At 46.7% G+C, this 25,572-nt stretch carries 30 protein-coding genes; 10 read left to right on the plus strand and 20 right to left on the minus strand.

Annotated elements, in window-relative coordinates:
* The first annotated feature begins 209 nt into the window (after positions 1 to 209).
* Positions 210 to 953, plus strand: coding sequence for a YciK family oxidoreductase (locus LSG37_RS00445; RefSeq protein ID WP_233077896.1), 744 nt, complete (start codon positions 210 to 212; stop codon positions 951 to 953).
* Between the two features lie 157 nt (positions 954 to 1,110).
* Here LSG37_RS00445 and LSG37_RS00450 read toward each other — a convergent pair whose 3' ends face one another.
* Both LSG37_RS00450 and galU read right to left on the minus strand, forming a co-directional pair.
* Complete coding sequence (locus tag LSG37_RS00450) at positions 1,111 to 1,638, minus strand: H-NS family histone-like protein (protein WP_233077897.1); 528 nt, start codon at positions 1,636 to 1,638, stop codon at positions 1,111 to 1,113.
* 197 nt (positions 1,639 to 1,835) lie between these two features.
* A complete protein-coding gene (gene galU, locus LSG37_RS00455; protein WP_233077898.1) occupies positions 1,836 to 2,738 on the minus strand; it encodes a UTP--glucose-1-phosphate uridylyltransferase GalU in 903 nt (300 codons plus the stop codon).
* Between the two features lie 187 nt (positions 2,739 to 2,925).
* Here galU and can point away from each other — a divergent pair, with 187 nt between their 5' ends.
* The gene (gene can / locus LSG37_RS00460) at positions 2,926 to 3,582 is read left to right on the plus strand and encodes a carbonate dehydratase (RefSeq protein ID WP_233077899.1); all 657 of its coding nucleotides are present in this window, start codon (positions 2,926 to 2,928) and stop codon (positions 3,580 to 3,582) included.
* Positions 3,583 to 3,587: 5 nt separating this feature from the next.
* Here can and LSG37_RS00465 read toward each other — a convergent pair whose 3' ends face one another.
* From LSG37_RS00465 to purU, 3 genes are all read right to left on the minus strand, one after another.
* Positions 3,588 to 4,115 carry a hypothetical protein gene (locus LSG37_RS00465; RefSeq protein WP_233077900.1) on the minus strand — a complete coding sequence of 176 codons (528 nt, stop codon included), beginning with the start codon at positions 4,113 to 4,115 and terminating at the stop codon, positions 3,588 to 3,590.
* Positions 4,112 to 4,597: an acyl-CoA thioesterase gene (locus LSG37_RS00470; RefSeq protein ID WP_233077901.1), complete on the minus strand. Its 486-nt coding sequence runs from the start codon at positions 4,595 to 4,597 to the stop codon at positions 4,112 to 4,114. The genes LSG37_RS00465 and LSG37_RS00470 overlap by 4 nt, the downstream gene beginning before the upstream one ends.
* 96 nt (positions 4,598 to 4,693) lie before the next feature.
* Positions 4,694 to 5,527 (minus strand): formyltetrahydrofolate deformylase, encoded by an 834-nt coding sequence (gene purU, locus LSG37_RS00475; RefSeq protein ID WP_233077902.1) that lies wholly within the window; start codon positions 5,525 to 5,527, stop codon positions 4,694 to 4,696.
* A gap of 317 nt (positions 5,528 to 5,844) precedes the next feature.
* Here purU and tsaA point away from each other — a divergent pair, with 317 nt between their 5' ends.
* From tsaA to LSG37_RS00505, 6 genes are all read left to right on the plus strand, one after another.
* Positions 5,845 to 6,594 carry a tRNA (N6-threonylcarbamoyladenosine(37)-N6)-methyltransferase TrmO gene (tsaA, locus tag LSG37_RS00480; RefSeq protein ID WP_233077903.1) on the plus strand — a complete coding sequence of 250 codons (750 nt, stop codon included), beginning with the start codon at positions 5,845 to 5,847 and terminating at the stop codon, positions 6,592 to 6,594.
* Positions 6,524 to 7,618: a Kelch repeat-containing protein gene (locus LSG37_RS00485; RefSeq protein WP_233077904.1), complete on the plus strand. Its 1,095-nt coding sequence runs from the start codon at positions 6,524 to 6,526 to the stop codon at positions 7,616 to 7,618. Before tsaA ends, LSG37_RS00485 begins: the two co-directional genes overlap by 71 nt.
* Before the next feature lie 69 nt (positions 7,619 to 7,687).
* On the plus strand, positions 7,688 to 9,460 hold the full coding sequence (locus LSG37_RS00490; RefSeq protein WP_233077905.1) for a proline--tRNA ligase: 1,773 nt from the start codon (positions 7,688 to 7,690) through the stop codon (positions 9,458 to 9,460).
* A 59-nt stretch (positions 9,461 to 9,519) separates the two neighbouring features.
* On the plus strand, positions 9,520 to 9,816 hold the full coding sequence (locus LSG37_RS00495) for a DUF6170 family protein (RefSeq protein WP_233077906.1): 297 nt from the start codon (positions 9,520 to 9,522) through the stop codon (positions 9,814 to 9,816).
* A gap of 123 nt (positions 9,817 to 9,939) precedes the next feature.
* A complete protein-coding gene (locus LSG37_RS00500) occupies positions 9,940 to 10,749 on the plus strand; it encodes a TetR/AcrR family transcriptional regulator (RefSeq protein WP_233077907.1) in 810 nt (269 codons plus the stop codon).
* 172 nt (positions 10,750 to 10,921) lie between these two features.
* Entirely contained in the window at positions 10,922 to 11,674 is a 753-nt protein-coding gene (locus LSG37_RS00505; protein ID WP_233077908.1) for an MlaA family lipoprotein, read from the plus strand.
* 58 nt (positions 11,675 to 11,732) lie between these two features.
* Here LSG37_RS00505 and LSG37_RS00510 read toward each other — a convergent pair whose 3' ends face one another.
* From LSG37_RS00510 to ccmA, 11 genes are all read right to left on the minus strand, one after another.
* A complete protein-coding gene (locus LSG37_RS00510) occupies positions 11,733 to 12,722 on the minus strand; it encodes a Kelch repeat-containing protein (protein ID WP_233077909.1) in 990 nt (329 codons plus the stop codon).
* 65 nt (positions 12,723 to 12,787) lie between these two features.
* Positions 12,788 to 14,206 (minus strand): peptide MFS transporter, encoded by a 1,419-nt coding sequence (locus LSG37_RS00515; protein WP_233077910.1) that lies wholly within the window; start codon positions 14,204 to 14,206, stop codon positions 12,788 to 12,790.
* A 242-nt stretch (positions 14,207 to 14,448) separates the two neighbouring features.
* On the minus strand, positions 14,449 to 15,657 hold the full coding sequence (locus tag LSG37_RS00520) for a tetratricopeptide repeat protein (protein ID WP_233077911.1): 1,209 nt from the start codon (positions 15,655 to 15,657) through the stop codon (positions 14,449 to 14,451).
* Entirely contained in the window at positions 15,657 to 16,133 is a 477-nt protein-coding gene (locus LSG37_RS00525) for a cytochrome c-type biogenesis protein (RefSeq protein ID WP_233077912.1), read from the minus strand. The genes LSG37_RS00520 and LSG37_RS00525 overlap by 1 nt, the downstream gene beginning before the upstream one ends.
* A 3-nt stretch (positions 16,134 to 16,136) precedes the next feature.
* On the minus strand, positions 16,137 to 16,706 hold the full coding sequence (locus LSG37_RS00530; RefSeq protein ID WP_233077913.1) for a DsbE family thiol:disulfide interchange protein: 570 nt from the start codon (positions 16,704 to 16,706) through the stop codon (positions 16,137 to 16,139).
* Entirely contained in the window at positions 16,699 to 18,666 is a 1,968-nt protein-coding gene (locus LSG37_RS00535; RefSeq protein ID WP_233077914.1) for a heme lyase CcmF/NrfE family subunit, read from the minus strand. Before LSG37_RS00535 ends, LSG37_RS00530 begins: the two co-directional genes overlap by 8 nt.
* Positions 18,663 to 19,157: a cytochrome c maturation protein CcmE gene (gene ccmE / locus LSG37_RS00540; protein WP_233077915.1), complete on the minus strand. Its 495-nt coding sequence runs from the start codon at positions 19,155 to 19,157 to the stop codon at positions 18,663 to 18,665. Before ccmE ends, LSG37_RS00535 begins: the two co-directional genes overlap by 4 nt.
* The gene (gene ccmD, locus LSG37_RS00545) at positions 19,158 to 19,358 is read right to left on the minus strand and encodes a heme exporter protein CcmD (RefSeq protein WP_233077916.1); all 201 of its coding nucleotides are present in this window, start codon (positions 19,356 to 19,358) and stop codon (positions 19,158 to 19,160) included.
* Positions 19,358 to 20,110 (minus strand): heme ABC transporter permease, encoded by a 753-nt coding sequence (locus tag LSG37_RS00550; RefSeq protein ID WP_233077917.1) that lies wholly within the window; start codon positions 20,108 to 20,110, stop codon positions 19,358 to 19,360. Before LSG37_RS00550 ends, ccmD begins: the two co-directional genes overlap by 1 nt.
* A gap of 1 nt (position 20,111) precedes the next feature.
* On the minus strand, positions 20,112 to 20,777 hold the full coding sequence (gene ccmB / locus LSG37_RS00555; RefSeq protein ID WP_233077918.1) for a heme exporter protein CcmB: 666 nt from the start codon (positions 20,775 to 20,777) through the stop codon (positions 20,112 to 20,114).
* The gene (gene ccmA / locus LSG37_RS00560; protein ID WP_233077919.1) at positions 20,771 to 21,397 is read right to left on the minus strand and encodes a cytochrome c biogenesis heme-transporting ATPase CcmA; all 627 of its coding nucleotides are present in this window, start codon (positions 21,395 to 21,397) and stop codon (positions 20,771 to 20,773) included. The genes ccmB and ccmA overlap by 7 nt, the downstream gene beginning before the upstream one ends.
* 173 nt (positions 21,398 to 21,570) lie before the next feature.
* Here ccmA and LSG37_RS00565 point away from each other — a divergent pair, with 173 nt between their 5' ends.
* Together LSG37_RS00565 and LSG37_RS00570 are read left to right on the plus strand one after the other, a co-directional pair.
* On the plus strand, positions 21,571 to 23,541 hold the full coding sequence (locus LSG37_RS00565; RefSeq protein WP_233077920.1) for a flagellar hook-length control protein FliK: 1,971 nt from the start codon (positions 21,571 to 21,573) through the stop codon (positions 23,539 to 23,541).
* A 275-nt stretch (positions 23,542 to 23,816) separates the two neighbouring features.
* On the plus strand, positions 23,817 to 24,146 hold the full coding sequence (locus LSG37_RS00570; protein ID WP_233077921.1) for an EscU/YscU/HrcU family type III secretion system export apparatus switch protein: 330 nt from the start codon (positions 23,817 to 23,819) through the stop codon (positions 24,144 to 24,146).
* Here LSG37_RS00570 and LSG37_RS00575 read toward each other — a convergent pair.
* The 4 genes from LSG37_RS00575 to LSG37_RS00585 all read right to left on the minus strand — a co-directional run bounded on the left by LSG37_RS00575 (position 24,143) and on the right by LSG37_RS00585 (position 25,515).
* Positions 24,143 to 24,430 carry a hypothetical protein gene (locus LSG37_RS00575; RefSeq protein ID WP_233077922.1) on the minus strand — a complete coding sequence of 96 codons (288 nt, stop codon included), beginning with the start codon at positions 24,428 to 24,430 and terminating at the stop codon, positions 24,143 to 24,145. The genes LSG37_RS00570 and LSG37_RS00575 overlap by 4 nt on opposite strands.
* 25 nt (positions 24,431 to 24,455) lie before the next feature.
* Positions 24,456 to 24,968, minus strand: a complete 513-nt coding sequence (locus LSG37_RS00580; protein WP_269836411.1) for an aspartate/glutamate racemase family protein — start codon at positions 24,966 to 24,968, stop codon at positions 24,456 to 24,458.
* 1 nt (position 24,969) lies between these two features.
* Positions 24,970 to 25,152, minus strand: coding sequence for an aspartate/glutamate racemase family protein (locus LSG37_RS21170; protein ID WP_269836412.1), 183 nt, complete (start codon positions 25,150 to 25,152; stop codon positions 24,970 to 24,972).
* 168 nt (positions 25,153 to 25,320) lie between these two features.
* Positions 25,321 to 25,515, minus strand: coding sequence for a hypothetical protein (locus LSG37_RS00585; RefSeq protein WP_053424663.1), 195 nt, complete (start codon positions 25,513 to 25,515; stop codon positions 25,321 to 25,323).
* Positions 25,516 to 25,572: the final 57 nt, after the last annotated feature.

Genomic DNA, 25,572 nt, shown 5'->3' on the forward strand with positions numbered 1-25,572 from the left:
CGTGTCCTGTATTTTTCTTATTCTGCCCCGATAGTTACCTAAAGGAGTCATTCGTTTTGTGATATTAGCTTTTAACAGCTACGACCAGTTAAACTTAACCCAATCAGAAAAAATTCGCTAGCTCAAATTCAAGCTTGTTGAAGAAAGGTGCAAAATTAATACAGAGCAGGTATGCTGCCGCCGTTTTTCAACGTCTGGGACCCCTTTCTATGTTTAATTATCAAGCTAAGCCACAAGCACTGGCAGACAAAGTTATTCTGGTAACAGGCGCTGGCGACGGCATAGGCAAAGCTGCAGCTCTTTGTTACGCTAAACACGGCGCTACTGTTATATTGTTAGGCAAAACCACGTCCAAACTTACAGCTGTGTACGATGAAATAGTGGCCGCTGGCTGGCCGGAACCCGCTATTGTTCCGCTGGATTTAAAAGGCGCAACAGCCAAACACTATCAAGACATGGCGAGCACTATTAAAGCAGAATTTGGTAAATTGGACGGAGTACTGCACAACGCCGGAATTCTGGGGGTATTAAGCCCTTTTGAACATCTTGATTTACCCACCTGGCAGGATATTTTACAGGTCAATGTCACAGCAGCCATGCTGATGAGTCAGGCTCTGATCCCAGTGCTAAAATTAGCCCCACAAAGTTCAGTTGTCTTTACCTCTTCAGGTGTTGGCCGTCAGGCCAGAGCCTATTGGGGCGGTTATGCAGTGTCAAAGTTCGCCACTGAAGGTTTAATGCAACTGATGGCTGCAGAGTATGAAGGCACCACGCTAAGGGTGAATGCAATTAATCCTGGAGCCACCCGCACAAAAATGCGCAGCAAAGCTTATCCGGGTGAAGATCAGTTAACTTTGCCAACAGCAGAACAAATTATGCCGTTGTATTTGTATTTAATGAGTGACGACAGCAAGGCCGTGAATGGCCAGTCACTGGATGCCCAGCAGAAGTAGTGCGTAGCGATGAATCGCCGCAACAACGCTCCTGCAGTTGCGGCATACCGTCCCTCCATGGACATCGCCGCAACAACGCTCCTGCAGTTGCGGCATACCGTCCCTCCATGGACATAAAACCGGCTCAATGGCCGGTTTTTTCATACTTCTGCGAAAATTACTTCTTCGACAGAATTTCTTCGCCGTTGGCCTGAGCCCATGCGTTCCACACGTCAACTTTGCTATTAAAGTTTTCAACAGCTTGAGTACCAGCTTCAGCTAATAAAGCTTCGATGTCCTTGCTGTATTTGCCTTCCACTTTATGAAATGGCACCACTTTAATACCACGGTCAACTAAGGCCTTTTTCATCGTATGTGTTTTCAGTAAATTTAATTTACCTGCATCTACATAGAAAAATTGGCTCTCTTTATTGATCGTTTTAAATTTAGGCTTAACCGGACGTTTACCCTTTGAATCCGAATCATCGTCATGGCTTACAACTACATCAGCATTCATTTGGTAGCCCAGCTGTTCCAGAGTAAAACCCTGAGCCTTAGCTAATGCACGGATCTGAGATAAAACTTCAGTTTCTTTCTGACGCTCTACCAATACTGAATTTAACGTCTCAATGACTTCGTGCAGTTTAACTGTAGTGATTTCTTTCGCGGCTTTTTTCAGTTCTTTTTTATCGAGTAACAATGACATGAAAATCTCCAATGGATAAATACTATCAGGGATAGTACAGAATCATTCTGCTAAATTAAAGCTTAAATACAATCTTATTCACTAAATAAGATTGTATGCAGCGAAGTCGAGATAAAATCTAACTGTGCGCCACCACTCATAGTGAGGTTCATGAAAAAATGGTAAGCCAAATAAAAATAACCTTCATCTTTCCCGAGTTAGTCTTTTAACAGATACAATTCTTTCAAATAGTTACGGAATTCATCGGACAATTTTTTGTCCTGCAGCGCATACTCCACCACAGCTTTGAGATAGCCTATTTTACTACCGCAGTCATGTGACTTGCCTTGTAAATGATAGGCTTCAATTTTTTCAATCAATAATAAATGATGTAAAGCATCTGTCAGCTGAATTTCGCCACCAGCCCCCGGAGCTGTTCGTCGTAACAAATCCCAGACTTTAGCCGATAAAACATAGCGCCCGGTAATCGCCAGGTTAGAAGGTGCATCTTCAATCTCAGGCTTTTCCACCATAGTTCGGATTAAAGCAGATTGCCCTTGCAGCAGTTCTTCGCCCGAAATATCAACTATGCCATATTTATTTACTTCCAGTGCAGGTACTGGCTCCACCATAATCTGGCTGGCCCCTGTGGTTTCAAAACGTTCAATCATGGCTTTTAAGTTATGAATGCGGGCATCTGCATGATACTTGTCGATCAATACATCGGGCAGAATGACAGCAAAAGGTTCATTGCCCACTACAGGTGCGGCACATAAAACTGCATGACCCAAGCCCAAAGCCACAGGCTGGCGTACCGAAATCACTGTGACATTTTTTGGGTTGATAGAGCGAACATCTTCCAACAAAGACCTTTTTACCCGTTTTTCAAGCTGAGTTTCTAGTTCAAAACTGGTATCAAAATGGTTTTCTATCGAGTTTTTACTGGAGTGAGTCACCAGTACTATTTCTGTGATCCCAGCAGCAGCGGCTTCCTCCACTACATACTGGATCAATGGCTTGTCCACCACTGGTAACATTTCTTTTGGAATAGCTTTGGTGGCCGGCAACATTCGCGTGCCTAAACCCGCCACAGGGATCACCGCTTTTTTCAGCTTTACCATGCTGTATAGTTCCTTCAGATGAGCTTTAACTTATTGTTCTATCATACAGTGACCATCATTAAGCAGCCAGACAGATTTACAGCCGCTGAATTTGTTTGTCTGCCCCATCTCTAGATTCAGTGCTGGTCGGTGTTCTCCAACAGGTAAGATCTGTTATCGTAGCGCCAGTTTTCTACAGGGTGATTCCATGCGTTCCTTAAAACATTTATTTGCCAATAACAGGTCATGGGCTGAGCGGGTTGAGCAGGAAGCTCCTGGTTTTTTTAAGCAACTCTCAGAACAACAGGCGCCTGAATATTTATGGATAGGTTGCTCCGACAGTCGGGTTCCGGCCAATGAAATCGTAGGTTTATTGCCGGGCGAACTTTTTGTTCATCGCAATGTGGCCAATCTGGTGCTGCACTCCGACATCAATTGTTTATCTGTACTGCAATACGCTATCGATATCTTAAAAATCAAACATATTATTGTCTGTGGCCATTATGGCTGTGGTGGCGTTGCCGCTGCGATGAACAAACAGCGTATTGGTTTTGTCGATAACTGGTTGCGTAATATTAAAGATGTGTATGCGCTGCACAGAGAAGAGCTGGACGGTTTTGCCGATGATGGTGAACGAGTCAACCGGCTTTGTGAGCTCAACGTGATGGAACAAGTACGCAATGTCTGTCATACCAGTTTTGTACAAGACGCCTGGGAGCGTGGTCAGCCGCTGACTGTGCATGGTTGGGTATACAGCCTGCGTAACGGCCATATTAAAGACTTACGCGTCAGTCATTCCAGCGCGACACAAATAGATAATATCTATGCGCTGGAACCGACTGAAGAATTTATTATCGAAAAATAACTGCCTTAGTGGAACTTCACTTCAGTGTTGGGCACACGTTTATACAAAGCGCTGTGCCCTTTTAGCCATTGGCCATTTTGTAAATACTCTGAACTAACTTCCAGTTTTCCGCTTTGATCCAGCACTGAATATGAACGTACTTGCGTGATCCCCTGAGCATTATTTTCTACTTGCTCTACAGCCTCAATACTTTTAGTGACCGCGTTATAACTCATAGTGCCATGGGTATAAAAACCAGCGGTAGTGAAATAGTAATACGCAATTTTTTCCTGTTTCGGATCCCAGAAGATCATCGTCTCACCGCCATATTCCCCATTATTCACCGAATGCACCGTTTTAATGGCCTGACCATTTAACGCCCTGCTCCAGATGGAGCGATCAATCATTTTTTTCTCTTTGCCAGGTTCTGTTAAATCCCCTTCCCAATGACTGTCAATATAAGGCCGGAATATTTCCAGTTCAGGGTGTAGCACTGGCTCTGCAGCAATGGATGAAAAACTGAAAAGTGCAAGGATTAAACACAGGGCTTTCATTGATGTTTCTCCTGATAAAAATCCAACATGTTTTGTTCAACTTCCTGCGAAAAGGCTTTGGTTTTGACTGCATAGGCCTGCAAAAATCGGTCTTCCTCTGTCTGTGGCACCCAGGCTGGCACAGCGGCCGTATTGCCTTCAGCATCAAGCGCAACAAAACTGATAATACAGTGGTTGGTTTCCAGCATGTCACCGCCTTTGGTATCACCAGAGCGCACCTGCACCAGCACATGCATACTGGTATTGCCTGTGTAGACAATACGGGCGATCAGCTCCACCTGATGCCCCACCAGAATAGGCCGGCGAAACCTGATAGTGCCCACAGAGATGGTGACACAATACAAACCACTCCAGCCGGCAGCGCAAGCATAAGCGACTTGATCTATCCATTTCATCACCATACCGCCATGAACTTTGCCACCGAAGTTGACATGGGTAGGTTCTGCTAAAAATCTAAATTCAACTTCTCTTTTACCTGACATCTGAAGGGGCCTTATTTTTGTTTTTCTGAGCATAGCCGTTTTAGCGGAAAAATCGAGACAAGCCGCTGTTCTGCGGCCCGTTTTATAAAATATCTGCTATAAAATCACTGTTTTATTGCCATGCACAAACACCCGGTCTTCGAGCACCAGTTGCAAAGCTTTACTCAAGACGTTTTTCTCCACATCCCGCCCCGCCTTCACCATATCCATAGCGCTGTAGGTATGATCCACCGGTGTTACCAGTTGCTTGATGATAGGGCCTTCATCCAGATCATCGGTAACAAAATGAGCTGTAGCGCCAATAATTTTAACGCCTCTTTTATGCGCCTGATGATAAGGATTAGCACCAATAAAAGCGGGCAGAAAACTGTGATGAATATTGATAATGCGCTCTTTGTAGTGCGCGACAAAAGCCGGGCTTAATACCCGCATAAACTTAGCCAGCACCAGATAATCAGCCTGATAAGGGTCTATCGCCTGCTGCAAGGCCGCTTCATGCTGCTCACGGCTTAAGTTGATATGGCTGACAAAATGGTAAGGAATATCAAACTTCTCTGCCAGGCTTTGCAAATCCGGATGATTTCCCACCACAGCTGCTATGTCCAGCTTTAGCGAGCCATCGTAGACCTTCATTAAAATATCACCGAGGCAATGCGCTTCTTTGGTCACCAGTATCACTACTTTTTTTCGCCCAGCGGCAACCAACTGACGACTGCTGCCTTTCGGTAAAGCCCGGTCTAAATCCAGCATCAAGGTTTTGTCGTTAAAAATACCTTCGAGCTGAGTACGCATAAAAAACTGCCCTGAATCCGGATCAACATACTCCGTATTGCGGATAATATTGAGCTGGTGTTTGTAGCAGATATTGGTAATTTGTGCGATTAAACCTTTTGAATCCGGGCATTCAATTAATAAAACTTTCTTTTCCATTATCAACTCTCGTCAAGCCATAGCAAAAACACAGCAAAGCGCTGCATAAAACAAAGTGGATTCAGGTGGTTTTGGTTGTTGTCACTTGGGTATAATCAGGCGGCTGTAACCGCTCTTTGCTGCTTACTGCGAACCTGTTACCAATCAAAGTGGCAACAGATGATGCAATCGCCTGTTATTAATCCCAAGTTTTAACTCCGTTGTAAAGTTATTTTCAACTTCAGGCTTTTAGCACTTTGCTTGTCCTTTAACTCTTGCAACGCCATAATAGACTTCGTTTTTCGCCGTCTGCTGGCTTTTTATCTACTGAGGATCTGATGCCCTCTTATCAAATGCAGGTGCTGGGCACCATTCGCTCACCCTACAAACAAAAATTCGCCATCCCCCGCCAGCCGGGCCTGATTGCCGAAGCTAAAGCTGAACTGGTGTTGGAAGCGGGTTATGACGATGATGCCATAGTACGGGGCATTGAAGCCTTTAGTCATTTATGGCTGGTGTTTGTATTTCATGAAACCGCAGACAAAGGCTGGTCACCGCTGGTGCGGCCGCCGCGTTTGGGTGGCAATGAAAAAAAAGGCGTTTTTGCCACCCGCGCCACATTCAGACCAAACCCAATTGGCCTTTCTGTCGTAAAACTTGAAGGCGTAGTGCGTAAACAAGGCCGTTTGATCATTCAATTGTCCGGTGTAGATCTGCTGGATGGCACGCCCATACTGGATATTAAACCTTACCTGCCTTATGCCGATGCCTTGCCGGATGCAGCAGGTGGTTTTGCCGACGCGGCACCAGAAACGGACATGACGGTCAGTTTTGAACCTGCAGTGCTGGAATTTTGTCAGCGGCAAAAAGATCAGCCGGAATTAGCAGTATTGATAGAAAAGGTGTTAAAACAAGACCCGCGCCCTCCTTACAAAAAACAAAAAGCGGAGCAACAAAGCTACGGCATGACGCTGTATCACTTTAATATCAAATGGACAGTGAACGGAGTACACAATCATGTTACAGAAATCAGGCATGTCAAAGAAAAACAACAGGATCATGAAGTTCAGCCTCTGTCTGACTCTTAGCGCACCTTTATGGCTTCATGCTGCTGAGTTACCGGCCTTACCTGAAGCCGTCAGTAATAATCTGGTGATGAGCACCAGCGTAGCAGGCCGCACTTATGTCAGCAGCTTTATGGGGCTTTCTTCAGGGAAAACCCATGCCGATGTCCATAACAGAGTCTGGCAATGGACTGTAGGTGAACCCACCTGGCTGAAAGCCCCTGTAGTTCCGAGCCGCCAACGTTTAAGTGGCCGGTTAGCCAGTTCTGGCGTGACCTTACAAAATCACTTTTTTATATTTGGTGGCTACACAGTAGCGGCCAATGGCACTGAAGTATCCAGTAGCGAAGGCTACCGTTACAGCCCCGTCACCAAGGCCTATAACAAACTGCCAGATATGCCGGTGGCTGTGGATGACAGTGTGGCTTTGGCCTACAAAAACAGATATATCTATCTGGCGAGCGGCTGGTCTCAGGATGGCAATGTTAACTTAGTACAGCTGTTTGATAACTTCACGCAGAAATGGAGTCAGGCGACACCTTTTCCAGGCACCCCGACTTTTGGCCTCGCAGGCGCGTTATCAGGCCAGCATATGCTGTTGTGTGATGGCGTAAAAGTTAATTATCAGACCTTGCCACGCCAGTATGAAACCGAAGCTCAATGCTGGTTAGGTGAAATCAATGCATCCAACGCCAACCGTATCAGTTGGCAGCAAATTCAGCACCCAACAGGCAAAGCCCGTTATCGTATGGCGGCGGCGGCCGTGAAGCAGGATGGTAAAGACTTGATTGTGTTTATTGGCGGCAGCGAAACCGCTTATAACTACAATGGCATAGGCTATAACGGCACTCCGGCAGAGCCTTCAGCTCAAGTCTGGGCTTATTCAATAACAGACAAAAACTGGCTAAAAGCTGAAAATACCACTGCGGTGATGGATTTACGCACACTAGTGAGCATGAACAACGAGCTCTATAGCTTAGGTGGCATGGTCGCAGGACAAAATCTGACCGCAGAGTGGATAAAACATCAGATTAAGCTATTGCCCTAGTAACGACCTTGCTAGAATACGGTCAATTTCCAAAGCAATTAAACTTAAAAAACACGGAACTATTTATTTATGCGGACAAGTCAGTATTTACTCTCCACTATGAAAGAAACCCCGGCCGATGCCGAAATTATCAGCCATCAATTGATGTTACGTGCCGGTATGGTACGTCGTCTGGCATCAGGTTTATATACCTGGTTGCCCAGTGGTTTGCGGGTTTTGCGTAAAGTTGAGAACATTGTCCGCGAAGAAATGAACAAAGCCGGTGCCATCGAAATATTAATGCCTGTAGTACAGCATGCTGAACTGTGGCAGGAGTCGGGTCGCTGGGAAAAGATGGACGCTGAACTGCTGCGTTTTAAAGACCGTCACCAGCGTGACTTTGTGCTTGGTCCAACGCACGAAGAAGTAGTAACTGATTTAGTCCGTAAAGAAATCAGCAGCTACAAACAACTGCCTATTAATTTGTACCAAATTCAAACCAAATTCCGTGACGAACGTCGTCCACGTTTTGGTGTGATGCGTGCCCGCGAATTTTTAATGAAAGACGCCTACTCTTTCCACTTAAGCCAGGAAAGTTTGCAGCAAACCTATGACGCTATGTATCAGGCCTACTGCAATATCTTTACCCGTTTAGGTTTGGACTTCCGCCCTGTATTGGCGGACACCGGCGCTATTGGTGGCAGTATGTCACACGAATTCCATGTACTGGCAGCATCTGGCGAAGACGCTATTGTATTTTCTGATGGCAGCGATTACGCCGCCAATATCGAAAAAGCTGAAGCCCTGCCACCTCAAGGTGCTCGCCCTGCGGCGACACAAAACAAAACAGAAGTGGCAACGCCTAATGCCAAAAGCATTGAAGAGGTCTCCGCCTTTTTAGCAGTGGATGCCTCTGCTATCGCCAAAACTTTGTTGGTACAGCTGAACCCTGAACTTAGCTTTGATGAGTTAAAAGCTTTATTAGCCAATGCAGCTGCTGAAACACTGGAAAACACCTGGCGCTCTAAAGTAGTGGCTTTGGTGCTGCGTGGCGATCACGATTTAAACGAAATCAAAGCAGAAAAACACCCATTGGTGGCCTCCCCGCTGCAGTTTGCTTCAGAAGAAGATGTGATTGCTGTCACTGGTGCTAAACCAGGTTCTGTTGGCCCTGTGGCTTTAACTATTCCTGTGGTTGTAGACCATGCAGCAGCTCATTTGGCTGACTTTGTGACGGGCGCTAATAAAGACGGTTTCCACTTCACAGGAGTAAACTTCGACCGTGACATCACGGCTTATCAGGTCGCTGACTTACGTAACGTGGTCGAAGGCGATCCAAGCCCATGCGGTCAAGGCCATTTAGTCATTCGCCGTGGTATTGAAGTAGGTCATATTTTCCAGTTGGGCGACCGTTATTCATCAGCCATGAAAGCTGGCGTATTAAACGAAGAAGGCAAACACCAGATCATGACCATGGGTTGTTATGGTGTGGGTGTGTCTCGTATTGTTGCTGCCGCTATTGAGCAAAATCATGATGAATATGGCATCAAATGGCCTGTGGCTATAGCACCATTCCAGGTCGCTATAGTGCCAATGAATATGCACAAGTCGGTGCGTATTCAGGAAGCGGCGGAGCAGATTTACAAAGAACTGACTGCAGCTGGTTTTGAAGTACTGTTTGACGACCGCAAAGAGCGTCCTGGTGTGATGTTTGCCGATATGGAGCTGTTAGGTGTGCCGTATCACATCATAGTAGGTGAACGTAATCTGGATGAGCAGAAAGTTGAGTTGAAGAACCGCCTGACAGGTGACAAATTAATGCTGCCACTTGGCGACGTTGTAGCTCAGTTAAAATCGCTCTGATTTTGTTGTATGTAAAAAAGGCCCTGTAGTAACGGGGCTTGTTTTTTTGGAGTCTGCCCATGTATTTTAGTAGTCAGAATATTCCTGAACTCAAAGGCCTTAAGTTTGGACAGCGTATGCAGGTGATCCGTAGCGCCACAGAACAAGTGCCTATACCACAAAAACTGCTGTTGAATTTGCTCAAACTGGCTATTTTAATTCCGCTGTTTTTAGTGATAGCGCAATGGGATTCATGGCAAAGTACTGTCACCATAGCAGTGTTGCTGGCCGCTTATCCGCTACTGACCCGCCCTCTGACTTTTGCTTTATGCCGCCCCCACTTACAGCAAGCCCGTACTAAGCTGAATTTACATTAATGCAGTTACCCTGTTACCGCAGGGTTTTGTTATTCCAACAGACAATACAGCCTCAACCTGAACTGGTTGAGGTATGCTGCATCAGATAATACTGATATGAATAAATAGGAAAAACTGTCTTTTATGCTGAAGTTTTTGTGTGACATCGCTAATAGCAGTAAAGAAAGCCGCAGTTGCCCTTTACAGCAGCGGTTCAGCAAAAAACAGCAGGCAATAGCCGATCGTGAGCAGGAACTGCTGCATATTGCCAAGCAACTGGTCGAAGCTGAAGGTTATGCCAATCTGACGATGGATAAACTGACGGCAGCCAGCCCCTATTCCAAAGGCACTATCTACAATCACTTTGCCAGTAAAGAAGATGTGATCACAGCCTTGTGTAATGCCTCTTTACGACATGAAATTAGTTTATTTAAAAAAGCCCTGCAGTTTGAGGGAAACACCAGAGAAAAAGCGCTGGCGTTGCATCAGGCTTATTTATTGTCAGCGAAACTGCAACCGATTTTGTTTAGCTGTGTACTGACAGCCAAATCGCCCTGGGTCCAGGAAAAAAGCTCACCAGCTCGTTTAACTGTGCAGCAGGAGCTGGAAAAAGAAATCTCTCAGATGGTTGATGTGTTGCTGCAACAAGCCATAGCTGCCAATGAGCTGCAACCTAAAGCCGGAGCTACAGTTGATCTGATGGCCTTTGCGAATTGGGCTATCTCCTTTGGCAGTATAGCGCTGCTGAGCAGTGCCAGTGAAACCTACAGCATTGACCGACTGCAAGGAACTCACCCTTTTTTATTTAATTTAAACTGCATGTTAGATGGCATGAACTGGTTACCACAAAGTACTGACTGGGATTACAACCAAAGCTGGCTGCGGATTGAAAAACAGCTCTTTGCCACTGAACTGCAGCAAATATCTAAAGCTATACCAGACGTATTAAAATAGGTTAGTCTTCCTGCTCAGGTATTTTTTTCAGGCAGATGCAACTTTTTCTTACTAATTAGTACAAATCAGTGCAGTAAAGCGGATGATCCAAATCATGCTTTACCAGTATAATCATCAACCTGTTATCTTTATTTATCCCCAAAAAAACGGATGCAAATTTATGGTCTTACGCATGAAGCCTGCTTTAGTGTCGTGCCTGGTACTGCTGATGGCAACGGGTTGCGCCAGCAAAAAAGCAGCAGACGAACAACAAGCACAAAGCAATTATCAGGATCCACGGGACCCTATCGAATCCGTTAACCGCAATATCTGGGATTTTAACTACGATGTGCTGGATGCTTATGTGCTGCGCCCCGTCACTGTAGGTTATATGACGGTCGTGCCGAAACCTGCCCGAACCGGTCTTGCTAACGTGGTTAACAACCTGAGCGAACCTGCTAGTTTCGTCAATGGATTACTGCAAGCCAAACCTAAAAGTGCAGCCATCAGCCTCGGCCGTTTTGTTTTAAACAGCACCTTAGGTTTATTTGGTTTATTTGATGTCGCAAGCCATATTGATTTAAACGCGCAAGATGAAGACTTTAATCAGACATTGGCGGTTTGGGGTGTGGGTGATGGCGGCTACCTGATGGTTCCTGCTATGGGGCCTACTACAACAAGAGGTCTGGTGGCTGGAGTGGTCGACGGGCTTTATTTCCCTTTGGGCTTGTTAAATTCAAATCTGACAATCACTCGTTTTACTCTGTCTGCGTTGGATGGTCGTGAGCAAATGATGTCGATGGAACAGTTGCTGAACGAATCAGTAGACCCATACGCCTTCATTAAAGAAGCTTATTTCCAGCGGGTTGAATTTAAAGTCTACGACGGCAATCCACCGAAAAAAGCTGAAGAAGACGAAGCTTATCTGGATGAATATTTGCCATAACAAGCAAACATAACAAAGGCCAGCCACTGCTGGCCTTTTAGTTAAGCCTTAACCACTCTTATTGAACCACCGTCAACTCTTCCAGCACAGCACTGCTCTGTTTTAAACCCACAGCTGCTGCACCACCTATCACATAAATACTGTTATCCATGACAACAGCACCTAAGCCATGACGTGGTATTGGCATATCTCCCTGCTGCTGCCAACTTTTTTCAGTAAAAGAATAAGCCCATACTTTGCTAAATACGCCACCTCCCTGCTGAAAAAACTCACCACCCAGTGCCCATAGCCTGCCATTGAGCACTGCTGAGGCTAAGCCAGCCTGAGCTTCCGGCATTGGTGCTAACGCCAGCCATTGCTGACTTTTTGCGTCAAAACTATGTACATCAGCTTTATTGCCAGCCTGCACTTGCCGTCCGCCCAGCAGATAACCTTTTGAGTCATAGACCACTGCTGCAGCACTATTTTTAGCTTGTGGTACTGCTGGCGCAGTTACCGTTGTTAAGCTGTCCGGATCAAAAACCCAATGTATAGCCACATCGCCCTGGTCCTGCCACTGACCATTTGCTTCAGTCGCAGGCGAGCGACCAGAAAGCAAATGAACTTTATCTTCAAGCACCCAACTGACGGTCTCACTTAACGGCTGTGGCAAACTGGCAACCTTTAACCAACGCTGCTGTTGCAGATCCAACTTCAGTACATCAGCACTGGCACTCCAGTTGCCGCCATTGGCCTGAGTAAAACCACCAAATAAAAACAACTGCTCCTTTACAGCCACCAACTGACCATGGTGGCGCCCTTCAGGCAACGCAGGGCCATAACGCCATGTATTGCTTTTTGCATTGTAAATTTGCACTGCATCTGTCATCTGGCCCTGCTGTTTTGGCAGTTCAGAACTCAGGCCACCCGCAACATAAATTTCGCCCTGAAATACTGCCGGATAAATTTCCTGGACCGGAATTAACAGATCGGCTTTTCTTTGCCAGTTCAGGGTGCCCGCCATGAGCTGAAAACTCAGCAAGCCACACAACACATAAACTAATTTCATCTTCCACTCCAAAAAAGAAGGCCAGAGGATTTCTCCGTCTGGCCTTTATTTATAGCTCTGCAGCTTTAGCTTTGCATACGCTCAGCGCCATGCATCCAGCGTACTAAAGTACCGGACAACATCCACAGCAAGGCGGCAAAAAATACCAGTGCGACAGCTATACCACCAAACACCACCAATAAACCGGCGTGAGCGGCCTGTACACCAAAGGATGCGGCGAACTCAACCACTGCATTGTTGTCACCGGCAGTATCTGAATAAGCGCCAACAAAACCAGCCAGATAATGAGCTACAGCAGGCATCAGGAACCACACGCCCATCACCAGAGAAGCTAATTTCACCGGAGCCAGCTTGGTCATTAACGACAAGCCCACAGGAGAAATACACAGCTCACCTAAGGTATGGAATAAAAACGCTAAAGTTAACCACATCATGCTGGATTTAGCTGAAGGGTTCACCTGCATCTCAAATACACCCACGATCAGGAAAATAAAGCCGATAGAGGTCAGCAACATACCAAACAAAATTTTAATAGGTGCATCAGGTTGTTTGTTCATCGCATTCAGCTTTACCCATAACCAGGCAAAAAGTGGTGCAAACATCAGGATAAACAGAGGGTTTAATGACTGGAACCAACCTGCAGGAACTTCAAAAGCACCTACCATACGATCGGTATGCTCAGCAGCAAACAAACTCATTAAGCCACCAGCTTGCTCAAAGGCCAACCAGAACATAGTGACAAACACAAACAGGAATAACACCACACGTAAACGGTCAAATTCTACTTTAGTTAAAGGTGTTGGCGTGCCTGAAGCATTGCGGGATGAAATACGGCCTGGCACTTTACCTAAATCACCTAAGTACTTTTGAGCAAACAACAGCTGAATAACCACAGACAAGGTCATACCAATACCGGCAGCCAAGTAACCATAACGCCAGCCGAATGCATCACTTTCACCTAAAGAAGAGGTGACTAAAGGCGCAATAAAAGCACCTAAGTTAATACCCATATAGAAAATAGTGAAACCGCCGTCACGACGTGCATCGCCTTGCGGATATAAATCACCCACTATGGCAGAGATATTTGGTTTAAATAAACCGTTACCGGCAATAATAAAGCCTAAACCTACATAAAACAGCGACATGCTGTGTGGTGTGGCAGCAAACAAAGTGTACTGGCCAATGGCCATTAAAGCGCCACCCAAAATAATAGATTTACGCTGGCCTAGCATGTTGTCTGCAATCAAACCACCAAACAAAGTAGCGGCATAGACCAAACCTGTGTAGTAACCATAAAGTAATAATGCATCGCCATTACTCAGGCCGAAACCCGGGTTAGTGGATTCAGTGGCGGCAACTAAAGTCAGAATAAGTAAAGCGCGCATCCCGTAGTAGGAAAAACGCTCCCACATTTCTGTGGAAAAAAGCAGGAAGAGTCCTTTCGGATGACCGAATAAAGTCCCCGAAGCTGGCGGTTGATTCATAACGTAATCCTAGATTGTGGGTTTATTTTAATTATGGTTTGGAGTAAATACATCCTTCGCAAGCCTCTATTACAGGGGCCAAAACAGCAGGACATAGTTTTTTAGCTGCCGTGTTATAGCCTATTGCAGATCAAATGAAAAGAGGCAACAGGACAGAAGGGGGAAGCAAAAGGCCAGAGCATGACCTTTTGCTTATTTAAGCATCAATTTGAAGCGTTTTTTTTACTGAACTTCAGCTTGTATTAAGGCAGCAAGCTCAGGCTAAGACGAAGTGCTGATTCGTCAAAACTGAGTTCGTCAGACTGTACCTGCGGACCATTTTCATCATTCAGCACCTGGCCTGATAAAGACAAACGGGCACTGATTTGAATACGATCTGCGTTGGCTAAAGTCCAGCCTTGCTGCATCGCCTGAGCTTCACTCAATGTTATGGTCTGAGTACCACTAAATACCGCCAGCTTTTGCACAGCCAAAGGCAAAGGCGGCCCAGCCACAGCTTTGGCAAATACGAACAAAGTACCGGTTTTGTATTGCTCGGCTAATTCAGGGCTGATGGTTAATTCGATACTGACCTGACGACCTGATACTTGTGCTATGGTGTTTTGCTCCTGAGCAGGTGTCAGCCCTAGCTTTTGCTGCACCAGCGCATAGCGTGGGTCATTGGTCTCCAGCTTAGGCAACAATAATTTCCATGCTTGCTGTGCCTGTTCTTTATCGCCCCGCTCTTCAGCCACCATAGCCAGCATAGATAGCGCATCTGCGTTATCCGGATCCTGCTGCAACACAGCAGACAAACTGCGTGCCGCTTTCGCCAGATTTTCATCACCAGCAGCCACTAACAAGGCCTGGCTGTAGCTGATCAACACATTAATACGGTTCGGCGTTAAAGCCAGCGCCTTTTCAAAAGCTTCAATGGCATCATCTAACATGCCTTTGGATAACCAGATCCGGCCAATCACAAACCAGGCTACTGCGTCATCGCCTTCTTTACTGATCTTGGTGCGAAGCGCCAAAGCAAACAAGTTAATTTCTTCTTCAGTTAAAGGTTCACCTTTATTTAAAAGCGCACGCTCACCGAACTCTGGCAGCTGTTGCTGCGCAGTTTGCCAGTTTTGCAGCGCGGTAAAATGACCGGTCAGGCTGTAAAGCCATACTGTACCTAATAACACCAGAACACTGGTTACCAAAACCCAGCCAGTTGCAGATCCTGAAACCCGCTGCTGATTTTGTTGCTGCTGCAAGTATTGAGTTTTTAATTCAGCAGCCGCCAGCGTAAAGTCCTGTTCGGCTAATTCTCCATTATCCCGCGCCTGAGACAACAGCTGCAGTTTCTCTTCAAATTGAACCACAGGACTTAGTTGAGCTCCTGCGCCTTTGCGACGAAAAAACAGCAGTAACAAGACAATAAGTGCCAGCATTAACGCGCCGGCAAAACTTAACGACATCAGCATCAGCTTTTTCTCCTGTACTGCTCAATCAGCTGGTCTAGTTGTTGCTCTAATTGCTGCTGTGGCTGAGCTTTATCGCCAGACTCCATAGCCACAGCATTGCGTTCTGCTTTGCGTCGCAGCAGCAATACCAGCACCAGACCAAAAGCCATTAATGCAGGTAACAACCATAAAATCAGCGTAAATTTATTCAGTGGTGGCTGGTAATGCACAAAATCGCCATAGCGGCTTTTCATATACTCCAGCACCTGCTCTTTGTCTTGCCCTTGCTGCACCAGCTCCAACGTTTTATTGCGCATATCCACAGCCACTACAGCATTGGAGTCGGCAATATTCTGGTTTTGACACTTAGGGCAACGTAATTCCTGAGTCAGCTCTTTAAACAAAGCTTGCTGCTCTGGGCTTTGAAACTCGATCAAAGCTTGTGAGGCTTGGGCTGTTGCAGTGAACAACAGCAGGCTTAGAAAAAATGCTTTCATGCCCTACTCCTCTAAACTTTGATAAGCCGCGGCCAGCTTCTGTTGCCAGACTTGCGGATTAATATCACCTATATGGTGATAACGAATAATGCCTTTGGCGTCGATCAAAAAGGTTTCCGGCGCACCTGTGACCCCTAAATCAAAAATCAGGGTGCGGTCTTTATCCAGAATATTCCACTGGTACGGATCGCCTTGCTGTTCCAGCTTCAGTGCCACCTCCTGTTGCAGTGCTGCCAGGTTAAACACCTCGCCAAAAGCGGCATCGCTGGGTTGCTGATAATACAAACCTACAATCATCACACCCTGCTCACGCAGTTCGGTCAGATAAGCCAGCTCTGCATTACAGGTCACACACCAGGTACCCCAGACATTCAGCAAATAAGGCTTACCTTTAAGCTTCTCTGCAGTCCAGAGGTTATCCGGCTGCTGCAGATCAGGTAAGGTAAATGCCGGAAGTGGTTTATTTAATACCGAGGACTCACGCTCCATAGGATCAGAAAACAAGCCACTGAACAAAAATACCGACAAACCAATAAAGAGCACAAATGGGATAAAAAATGCCAGTTTACGCATCAGCAGTGTCCTTCTGTTCGACGGACGTGCTGCGGCGGCGATAACGCTTATCACAAAGCGCTATTAATCCGCCCAGCGACATCAGTAAACCACCCAACCAAATCCAGCGCACAAAAGGCTTCACATACAAACTTAAAGCCCAGCTGTCTTCGGAAAGCGACTCACCCAAAGCGACATACAAGTCACGGCTTAAACGAGCATGTACTGCGGCTTCGGTCATTACGCTGCGCTGCACTGTATAAAAGCGTTTTTCTGCATGCAAATGCGTGACGTAGTCGCCCTGGTAACTGACATCCAGCTCAGCTGCTTCGCCGCTGTAGTTAGGACCTTTTAAATCATAGACTTCCACCAGCTTAAACTGATAACCAGCCAGTTCGACCTGATCGCCAGCTTTCATTCGGACCTGGGTTTCTACGCTGTAGGTTTTGGTCATAGCAACCCCAACCACCAGCACAGCAAAACCAATATGCGCCAGCGTCATGCCAAAGTGACTGGCATTGAGTTTAGTTAAGCCTTGTTTGATCGAACCAAATTGCTGCAAACGCTGCAGCAACTCAAAAATAGCGGATGAACCAACCCAGGCTCCCAACAACAACCCTAATAAAGCTAAATTAGCCTGAATACTTTGGGTTGCCGCCATAGTGCCCAAGGCCAGAATTAAAGTGGCGATAGCCACTAAACTCATCGGCTTTAGCAAAGGTTGGACTTGCTGCTGTTTCCAGCGCACCCAGGGGCCTAAGCCCAGCAATAATGAAAAAGGGATCACCAGGTAATAAAACAGCTGATTAAAAAACGGCTCACCTATCGAAATAGAACCTAAACCCAGCTCTTTATGCACCAACGGGAACAAAGTGCCCAATAACACCACCAAGGTCGCGGTTAACAGGAAAATATTATTGCCCCACAGTAGCACTTCACGGGAAAACAATTCGTAACGGGCCTGACTGCGTACTGAGTTCATCCGAATGGCGTAAAGCAGTAACGAACCACCCACTACCACCAGTAAAAATGCAAGCAGGTACAAACCACGATCCGGATCGGCCGCAAAAGAATGCACAGAGACCAACACGCCTGAACGTACTAAAAAGGCACCTAATAAGCTGAGCGAAAAGGCGCCTATGGCCAACAGCACAGTCCAGGATTTAAAGGTACCGCGTTTTTCTGTTACAGCTAAAGAGTGGATAAGCGCAGTCCCCACCAGCCATGGCATAAAAGAAGCGTTTTCAACCGGATCCCAGAACCACCAGCCGCCCCAGCCTAATTCAGCATAAGCCCACCAGCTGCCAAGCATAATGCCCAGAGTTAAGAACATCCATGCCGCTAAAGTCCAGGGTCTGGCCCAACGTGCCCAGGTACTGTCAAACTTGCCGCCCATTAGCGCCGCTATGGCAAAAGCAAAAGACACTGCAAAACCTACATAGCCCATATACAGCATAGGCGGATGAATGATCATGCCAAAATCCTGCAACAGCGGATTTAAGTCACGACCATCAACCGGGAAATACGGCAGACTGAGCATAAAAGGGTTGGACATAAAGAGCACAAAGGCATAAAAACCCACAGCTATTAAGCCCATCACACCTAAAATACGCCCCTGAAACTGCAGAGGTAAACTGCGGGAAAACAAGGCAACTGCAGCTGTCCAGCCCGCCAAAACCAGCAGCCATAACAGCATAGATCCTTCATGTCCGCCCCAGACAGCCGTTAAGCGGTAGTACCAAGGCAATAAAGAATTCGAGTTGCTGGCGACATAAACGACAGTAAAGTCGTTGGCCCAAAAGGCGTAAGACAATGCCCAGAATGAAAAGGCAGTCAGAAAAAATAGTGCATAGGCCAGCGGGTTACCCAGCTCTAAAGCAATTTGATTGCCTTTAAAGCTGCCATACAATGGCACCACAGCTAAAGCCAGAGAAATACAAAACGCAAACGTCAGCGCTAGTTGACCGTATTCTGCAATCATGGCTGCTGACCTTTATCAGACTCTTTATACAATTGTGATGGCGGTACATGCTTAATACCCTTCATCGCTTCAGCCACTTCGGGCGGCATATACTCTTCGTCATGTTTGGCTAACACTTCTGAGGCCAGTATGGTGGTTTTATCCACCAGCACACCTTGCGCTACTATGCCCTGCCCTTCACGGAATAAATCCGGCAGTATGCCTTCGTACTCCACTGTCACTATAGGACCTGTGTCGACTAAATCGAAGCTGACTTTCAGCGAGTCAGGAACACGGCGTACCGAGCCTTTGACGACCATGCCACCTATACGCAGGCGCTGGCCCACTTCAGGTTTTACTTTTTTATCACCTATGCCCTCTATCAACTGGCTGGGCGTATAAAACAAATCAATATTTTGTTGCAATGCATACAGCATGGCGCCTATAGCACCACCTAACAACAACACAAAGGCCGTTACAGCCACTAAGCGTTTCTGACGTCTCGGATTCATCTACTTCTCTCTCTCCTGATGTTGCCGCACCCGTTGCTCCCGCGCTGCTTTGGCGCGGATTTGTTGTTGTATATTGTTATGTTGCCGCTTGCTGTACCACCACAGGCCAAGCAGCAATCCATAAGTGCTACCAAAAGATAACCAGACAAAAAGCGCGTAACCGCCCATGGCCCAAAAGTCTGCCCAGGATGTAAAAGCCATTAGTTCTGCTCCCCATTTTTTGACTCAACCAGCTGTCGTACCCAGGGTCTGTGCTGTTCAAACATCAAAATTTGACTGCGTAATCGTAAACAGGTGAGCGCAGCTAACAACAAAGCAAAACCTAACAGGCTGACCAAAAGTGGCCATAACATCGAAGGGTCAATCGAAGGTTTGGCAAACTTGGTAATAGTGGCGCCTTGATGCAGCGTATTCCACCACTCCACCGAGAAGTGAATAATAGGTAAGTTCACCACCCCCACTATTGCCAGCAAAGACGCGACTTTAATACCACGCGCCGCTTCTGAAAAAGCACCAGCTAGCGCAATGACACCTAAATACAAAAACAGCAATACAAGCTCAGAGGTTAAACGAGCATCCCATACCCACCAGGTGCCCCACATAGGTTTGCCCCAGGCGGCTCCGGTTATTAATGCAATAGCGGTATACACAGCACCTATAGGAGCTATGGCCAATACGGCCCATTGCGCCACCCGGATTTGCCAGACTAAGCCAATAAAAGCAGCAATCGCCATACTGCTGTATGCGCCCATGGACCAAATGGCCGAAGGCACATGAATATAAATAATGCGGTAGCTATCGCCTTGCTGATAATCAGCAGGACTAAAAGCCAGGCCCCAGATATTGCCCAGCACTAAGGTAAATACCGCCAGTCCCATCAAATAAGGCAATAAGCGGCCACACAGATGGTACAAAGTTTCAGGTTTGGCGTAAGGATCTAACCAACGGAACATACTACCCCACATTCATTCGAAGTGCCTGACGCACGGCCAGAGGCACCAGCGCTAAGGCAAATAATAAAAAGGCCAGCAGTACAGCAAGCTGCCCTGTATAAGGCAAAGCTGTTGCTGCGGCTTCCATAGCCCCACTGGCAAAAATCAGCAGTGGAATATACAAAGGTAAAATAATCAGAGCCTGCAATATACCTCCTTTATCTGCGGCCATAGTTAATGCAGCACCCAATACACTCAATAAACTTAATACGGGAGTCCCCAGTATCAGGGTCACTATTAAAACCTGCCAGCTTTGCCAGTCAAGCCCAAGCAACACTGCAATTAAAGGCGACACCAGAATTAAGGGCACACCGGTCGATAACCAGTGGCAACAAATTTTCGCCGTGACATAACTGAACAAACCTTGTCGTCCTGCCACCAACTGTTCTATCACCCCATAACGGTAATCATCTTTAAATAAGCGTTCAGCCGACAACAACACACTCAAAAGCGCTGCTATCCAGACTAAACCTGGTGCTATTTGTTTCAGCATACCGGGTTCGGGTCCAATCCCCAGCGGAAACAAGCTCAGCACCAATAAAAAGAACACCAGCGGATTTAACCAGTCGGCCTTTTGCCGACCCAGCAATTGTAATTCGCGTTTGATTAAAGAGCGCCACATCACCATCTGTACTCCAGTTCTATCGCCTGAAGCTGTGGGTAAGAAGCGGACAAGGCCTGGTGACTGGTCAAAACAATCACCCCGCCTGCCGACAGATGCTGTAAAAAATGCTGTTCCAGTTTGGCAATCAACTGCTGATCCAAGGAGGTAAAAGGTTCGTCCAGTATCCACAGTGGTTTAGTTGTAAACCACAATCGAGCCAAAGAGACACGGCGCTGCTGACCGGCAGAGAGCATAAAACAAGGAATATCTTCCAAACCAGCTAAGCCTAAAGAGCCTAATAACTGATAAGGATCGGCCACCTGCTGTTCGGTTAAAGCCGACCAGAAAGCTAAATTTTGTAAGGCGGTCAGTTGAGGATGAATGCCACTCTGATGGCCGATAAACAGCAACTGTTCTGCAAAAAACTCAGCCACAGAGCTTAGAGGTTTACCGTGGAATAAAATCTGACCGTCTTCAGGCAAGCTCAAACCGGCCAGCAGTCGCAACAGCGAACTTTTACCAGCTCCGTTTTTTCCTTGAATATAAAGCACTTGCCCTGCACTTAACTGAAAATTTAAGTTTTCAAATAACACTCTGTCCTGGCGGACACAGCTTAGTGCTTCGGCGGCCAAAATTATCGACAAAGGGCAAACTCCCAAAAAAAGTCGCGGCATCTTAGCATATTGGCAATAGAATACGAATGCGCTATAACCTTGAAACCGCAGGCATTGTCGAAATTAATGTTTCAGATCAAAACCACAACTGCCGATATATTTGTGCAACTATGCCTGATGACCAACAATGGACCTGACTATAAGTGAACCAGATAACGATAGATAGCGCGTTAAGTGCCCAAACCAAAGGGTCTGTGCCCGCAGCTGTGCTGGTGGAAGAACACAACTATCAGGCGCTGTTAAATATTGGCAAAGATGGCATAGGCCAGTTAAAGCTGCACACCCCTGCTGGCATGGTGCTTATTCAGGATGCCAAACTGAATTTACCGGCCTTGCAAGGTCAGCTCATGGTGCAATTGACTCAGGCGTTATCTGGCCAGCTGCAGTTAAAACTCAGTCAGAACGGCCCTCAGCCTATGCCGGTGCAGTTAACTCAGCCGCAATTGCAACAGCTAGTGACACAACTCAGTGCGCAAATATCGACTCAACCAGGCTCCCAGCTCAGTACTCAGCTCACCACTCAACTGAACACTCAATCAGCAGCCCAGCTGCACACGCAGGCAAGCACCAATCTGGCCAAAGTCGTGCAAGTGCAGGTACAAATTCAGCGTCAGGATCAACAACTGATTTTGCAGTTGGGGCAAAATAAAGTTCAGTTGCCCTTACCTGCAGCGTTGCAAAGCTTGCCACCAAGCCAATGGCTGGATGCTAAGCTGCAGTTAAAGGCCGGGCAATTAAGCCTGGTGTTGCCAAAAGCTGCCTTGCTGCCACATTCGGTTGATACCACTCAGGGCAAAAACTCTGGCCCATTATCTGCAAAAGCACCTGAATTACTGACTGTTCCGCTGAAAAGCGAACCCACATCAGGCCAGATAAAAACTCAGCCACAGCCTGCTGTATCGTCACCGACTGCAGCACCGACAAAAACACCAGCAGCAGGCTCAGCGCAGCAGCAAACTATTATTCCGTTATCCGCTGCAGTGCAGCAACGGGTTTTGCCTTTGGTATTGCCACAGCTGACCAACGCAGCATCTGGCACTGTATTGAGTTTAAACGAGTTAAAACAGCTGCCCATACCGCTGGCGATGAAACAACAACTGGCCGATCCGCAGTATCAGTTGCAACTCACCCCACAAGGCCAGTTACAACTCAAAGCTATCCCTGAGCAAAAAACCATACAGATAGACCCTCAGCCCAAAGTGCTGCAATTGCAAAGCTCTAAAACAGAACCAAGCCAGGCTGTGTCAGGTTCAGTCGAAGCGACAAAGTTTATAAAACCGCAAATAGAGCCAGCTGTGCTCAATCAGGCCTGGCGGCAATTACTGCCGATGCTTAATCCAGAATGGGAAAATCTGGCTGAAGTACCAGAGTTACCGGAAGCAGTGAAGGCCATTTTACAACTGGTGCGGCAAAGTCAACCTGATGCCAGCAAGCTGACCAATCTGACTCAGTTGCCAGCCCAACTGCAGGCCTTGTTGCAATTTAATCCGCTGCAAAATGTCACTATGCCGCAAACTGCAGCAGGCACCTTAGCCGTCGCCATTCAGTTATTATTGGGCCGCTTGGGGCAAAGTCTGCCGCAAAATGACAAAGGCCCAAACAAAGATCATAAGTTGAAGGAATTTGTTGCACAGCTCGATCAAACTCAAAGCAGCCAGTTGCTAAAGCAACTATCCAGTCAAAGCTCGTCATTGCAACAAGCCCAGTTAGCTACGCTTGAACAACAAAGCAAAGACCCGTTGCAGCAGATCTTCTTAACCTTGCCGATCCAGAATCAGCAGGTATCTGACTTTTGCCAGATAGCCATAACACAGCAAGAAGAAGAGCAGGAAAAAGGCAAAGGTAAATCAACCCAGTGGCAGCTGTCGATGAAGTTTGATTTAAAACAGCTGGGGCAGTTGTTGGCGATCAGCAAGTTATCTGGCTCGTCCTTGTCGTTGCAGTTGTATACCGACACCACCATGCTGAAGTTATTAGCCGAAAAATACCTGCCGCTGTTAAAAGACAGATGCAAAGCTCAAGGTATAGAGGTGACAGAAGCCCATTGTCAGCTTGGAAAAATTCCGGATAGTTTAATGCCTAAAACCACCAGCTTGCTGGCCATTCGGGTGTAGAGCGTGTTGACGTTTCAGGGTTATTTTTGCAGCAGTCTGGCCGGTTTTTATGCAAGGCAGCGCGAGTGCAGTGTAGTTATTCTACATAAACGAGTGCTAACGCAGCAGAAAGGCCGGCCAGGCGCTGCCCTTCGGGTTCGTCTGGCGGCGCCCTGAACTTTGTCACTCGTCGCTCATTTAGAATAACTAAACTTCGCTCCTCGTTTCGCGTTCAAAGCGGCGCCAGAGCGAACAAAATTTAATCTCGAAACGTTAACACGCTCTCTAGGATACAGATGAAAGACGTGACTAAAACCCCTGATAGCATAGACATAGACGCCAGCGCAGTAGCTCTGGCTTATGACGGTAAAAATGCACCGCAGATTGTTGCCAAAGGCCATGGCGAACTGGCACAGGATATTATTGCCACAGCCAAAGAACATGGCGTTCTGGTGCATGAGGATGAAGAGCTGGTAAAAGTGCTGCAACGTATTGAGCTTGGCAGCGATATCCCCAAAGAGCTCTATATCATCATCGCCGAGCTTATCGCCTTTTCTTATGTGCTACAGGGCAAATTCCCGGACGAGTGGCACAATATTCACCAGCGTATCGATTTAAAAAGCTAACTTTCTTGTTTATCACTGACCAGCATAGTGCGGCTGGCCGACACAGCAGGGTGTGAGATCTGCACTTTGATATCACTGATAAGCCTATGCAGTTCTGCTTGCACTATGGCCTCTGTCATCTCCAGCTGAAATTCCAGGCAAGCATGCCCATGCCAGTGGGTCACGCCTAATAAATGCCAGTCAGCAAGTTTCGGATGTTCCAGGGTGTGACCACAATCCCGTGCGACTTCGTCTAAATCGGCATCATCGTCCGACAAATCCACTTCAAGGTATAAATACAACATCATCAATTCCTTCTACTGCCGCTTTTTATTGTAAAGAGTAGTCTGCAGCCTTTTGTGCATGCAAAGCTGTGGTATCAAATAACGGCACAGCGCAATCTTCGCTACTGACCAATAAACCTATTTCAGTGCAGCCTAAAATAATAGCTTCTGCGCCTTGAGTCACCAAATCCGCCATAATTTGTTGATATTGCTGGCGTGACTCCGGCTTCACTATCCCGAGGCATAACTCCTGATAAATGACCTGATGCACCAGGTTCCTGCCCTCTTCGTCCGGTACCAGTACTTCTAAACCATAAGACTCTGTCAGGCGTTTTTTATAAAAATCCTGCTCCATGGTAAAACGGGTGCCTAACAAAGCGACTTTGTTAAGGCCAGCTTGTTGTATAGCTTCAGCCGTCGCATCAGCAATATGCAACAGTGGAATAGCCACAGCAGCTTCTATGGCCGCAGCCACTTTATGCATGGTATTGGTACAAAGCACGATGCACTCAGCACCAGCACCAGCAGCCTGTAGCTTAAGTGCAGCATCAGCTAACAACTCACCGGCTTTGTCCCAGTCGCCGCTGCGCTAACGCTTCAATATCGGCAAAATCCACACTGTATAAAATGATTTTGGCGCTGTGCAGACCACCCAATCGCTGCTTAATACGCTGATTGATCTGACGGTAATAAGGAATAGTCGACTCCCAGCTCATGCCGCCTATTAACCCTATGGTTTTCATTGGTTTGTCTCTGAAGTATTGATGCAAACTACAGTATCAATTCAGGCAGGAACTGTATAGCAGCTCTGGCAAATCAGAATCGAAGTAAAAATGGCCAAGCAGAAAATTCTGTAAAAAAAGCCCGCGGCATAAGCAGGCGGGCTTTTGTGAGCAGAGTGGAATGAACTCTCAGTAATAAATATCCGCTTTTTGATGCAACTGAGGTTCGTCCTGCAGATCATCAAAAGAGACGGCTATATGCTGATCTTTATTATCCAGATCAGACAAATACACAGCTCTGTCCTGTGCATCAATCCAACTCACTACACCTATGCCTTTTTTGGTTTGGCAAACCATGCCTAATTTCAGCTCTAATACATTCATTGCACTTCTCCTCAGGCTTCAAATTTAACGCAGGTATTTAGTTAGACGCCTAAAGAT

This window comes from Rheinheimera soli, assembly GCF_021290985.1.
Taxonomy (GTDB): Bacteria; Pseudomonadota; Gammaproteobacteria; order Enterobacterales; family Alteromonadaceae; genus Pararheinheimera; species Pararheinheimera soli.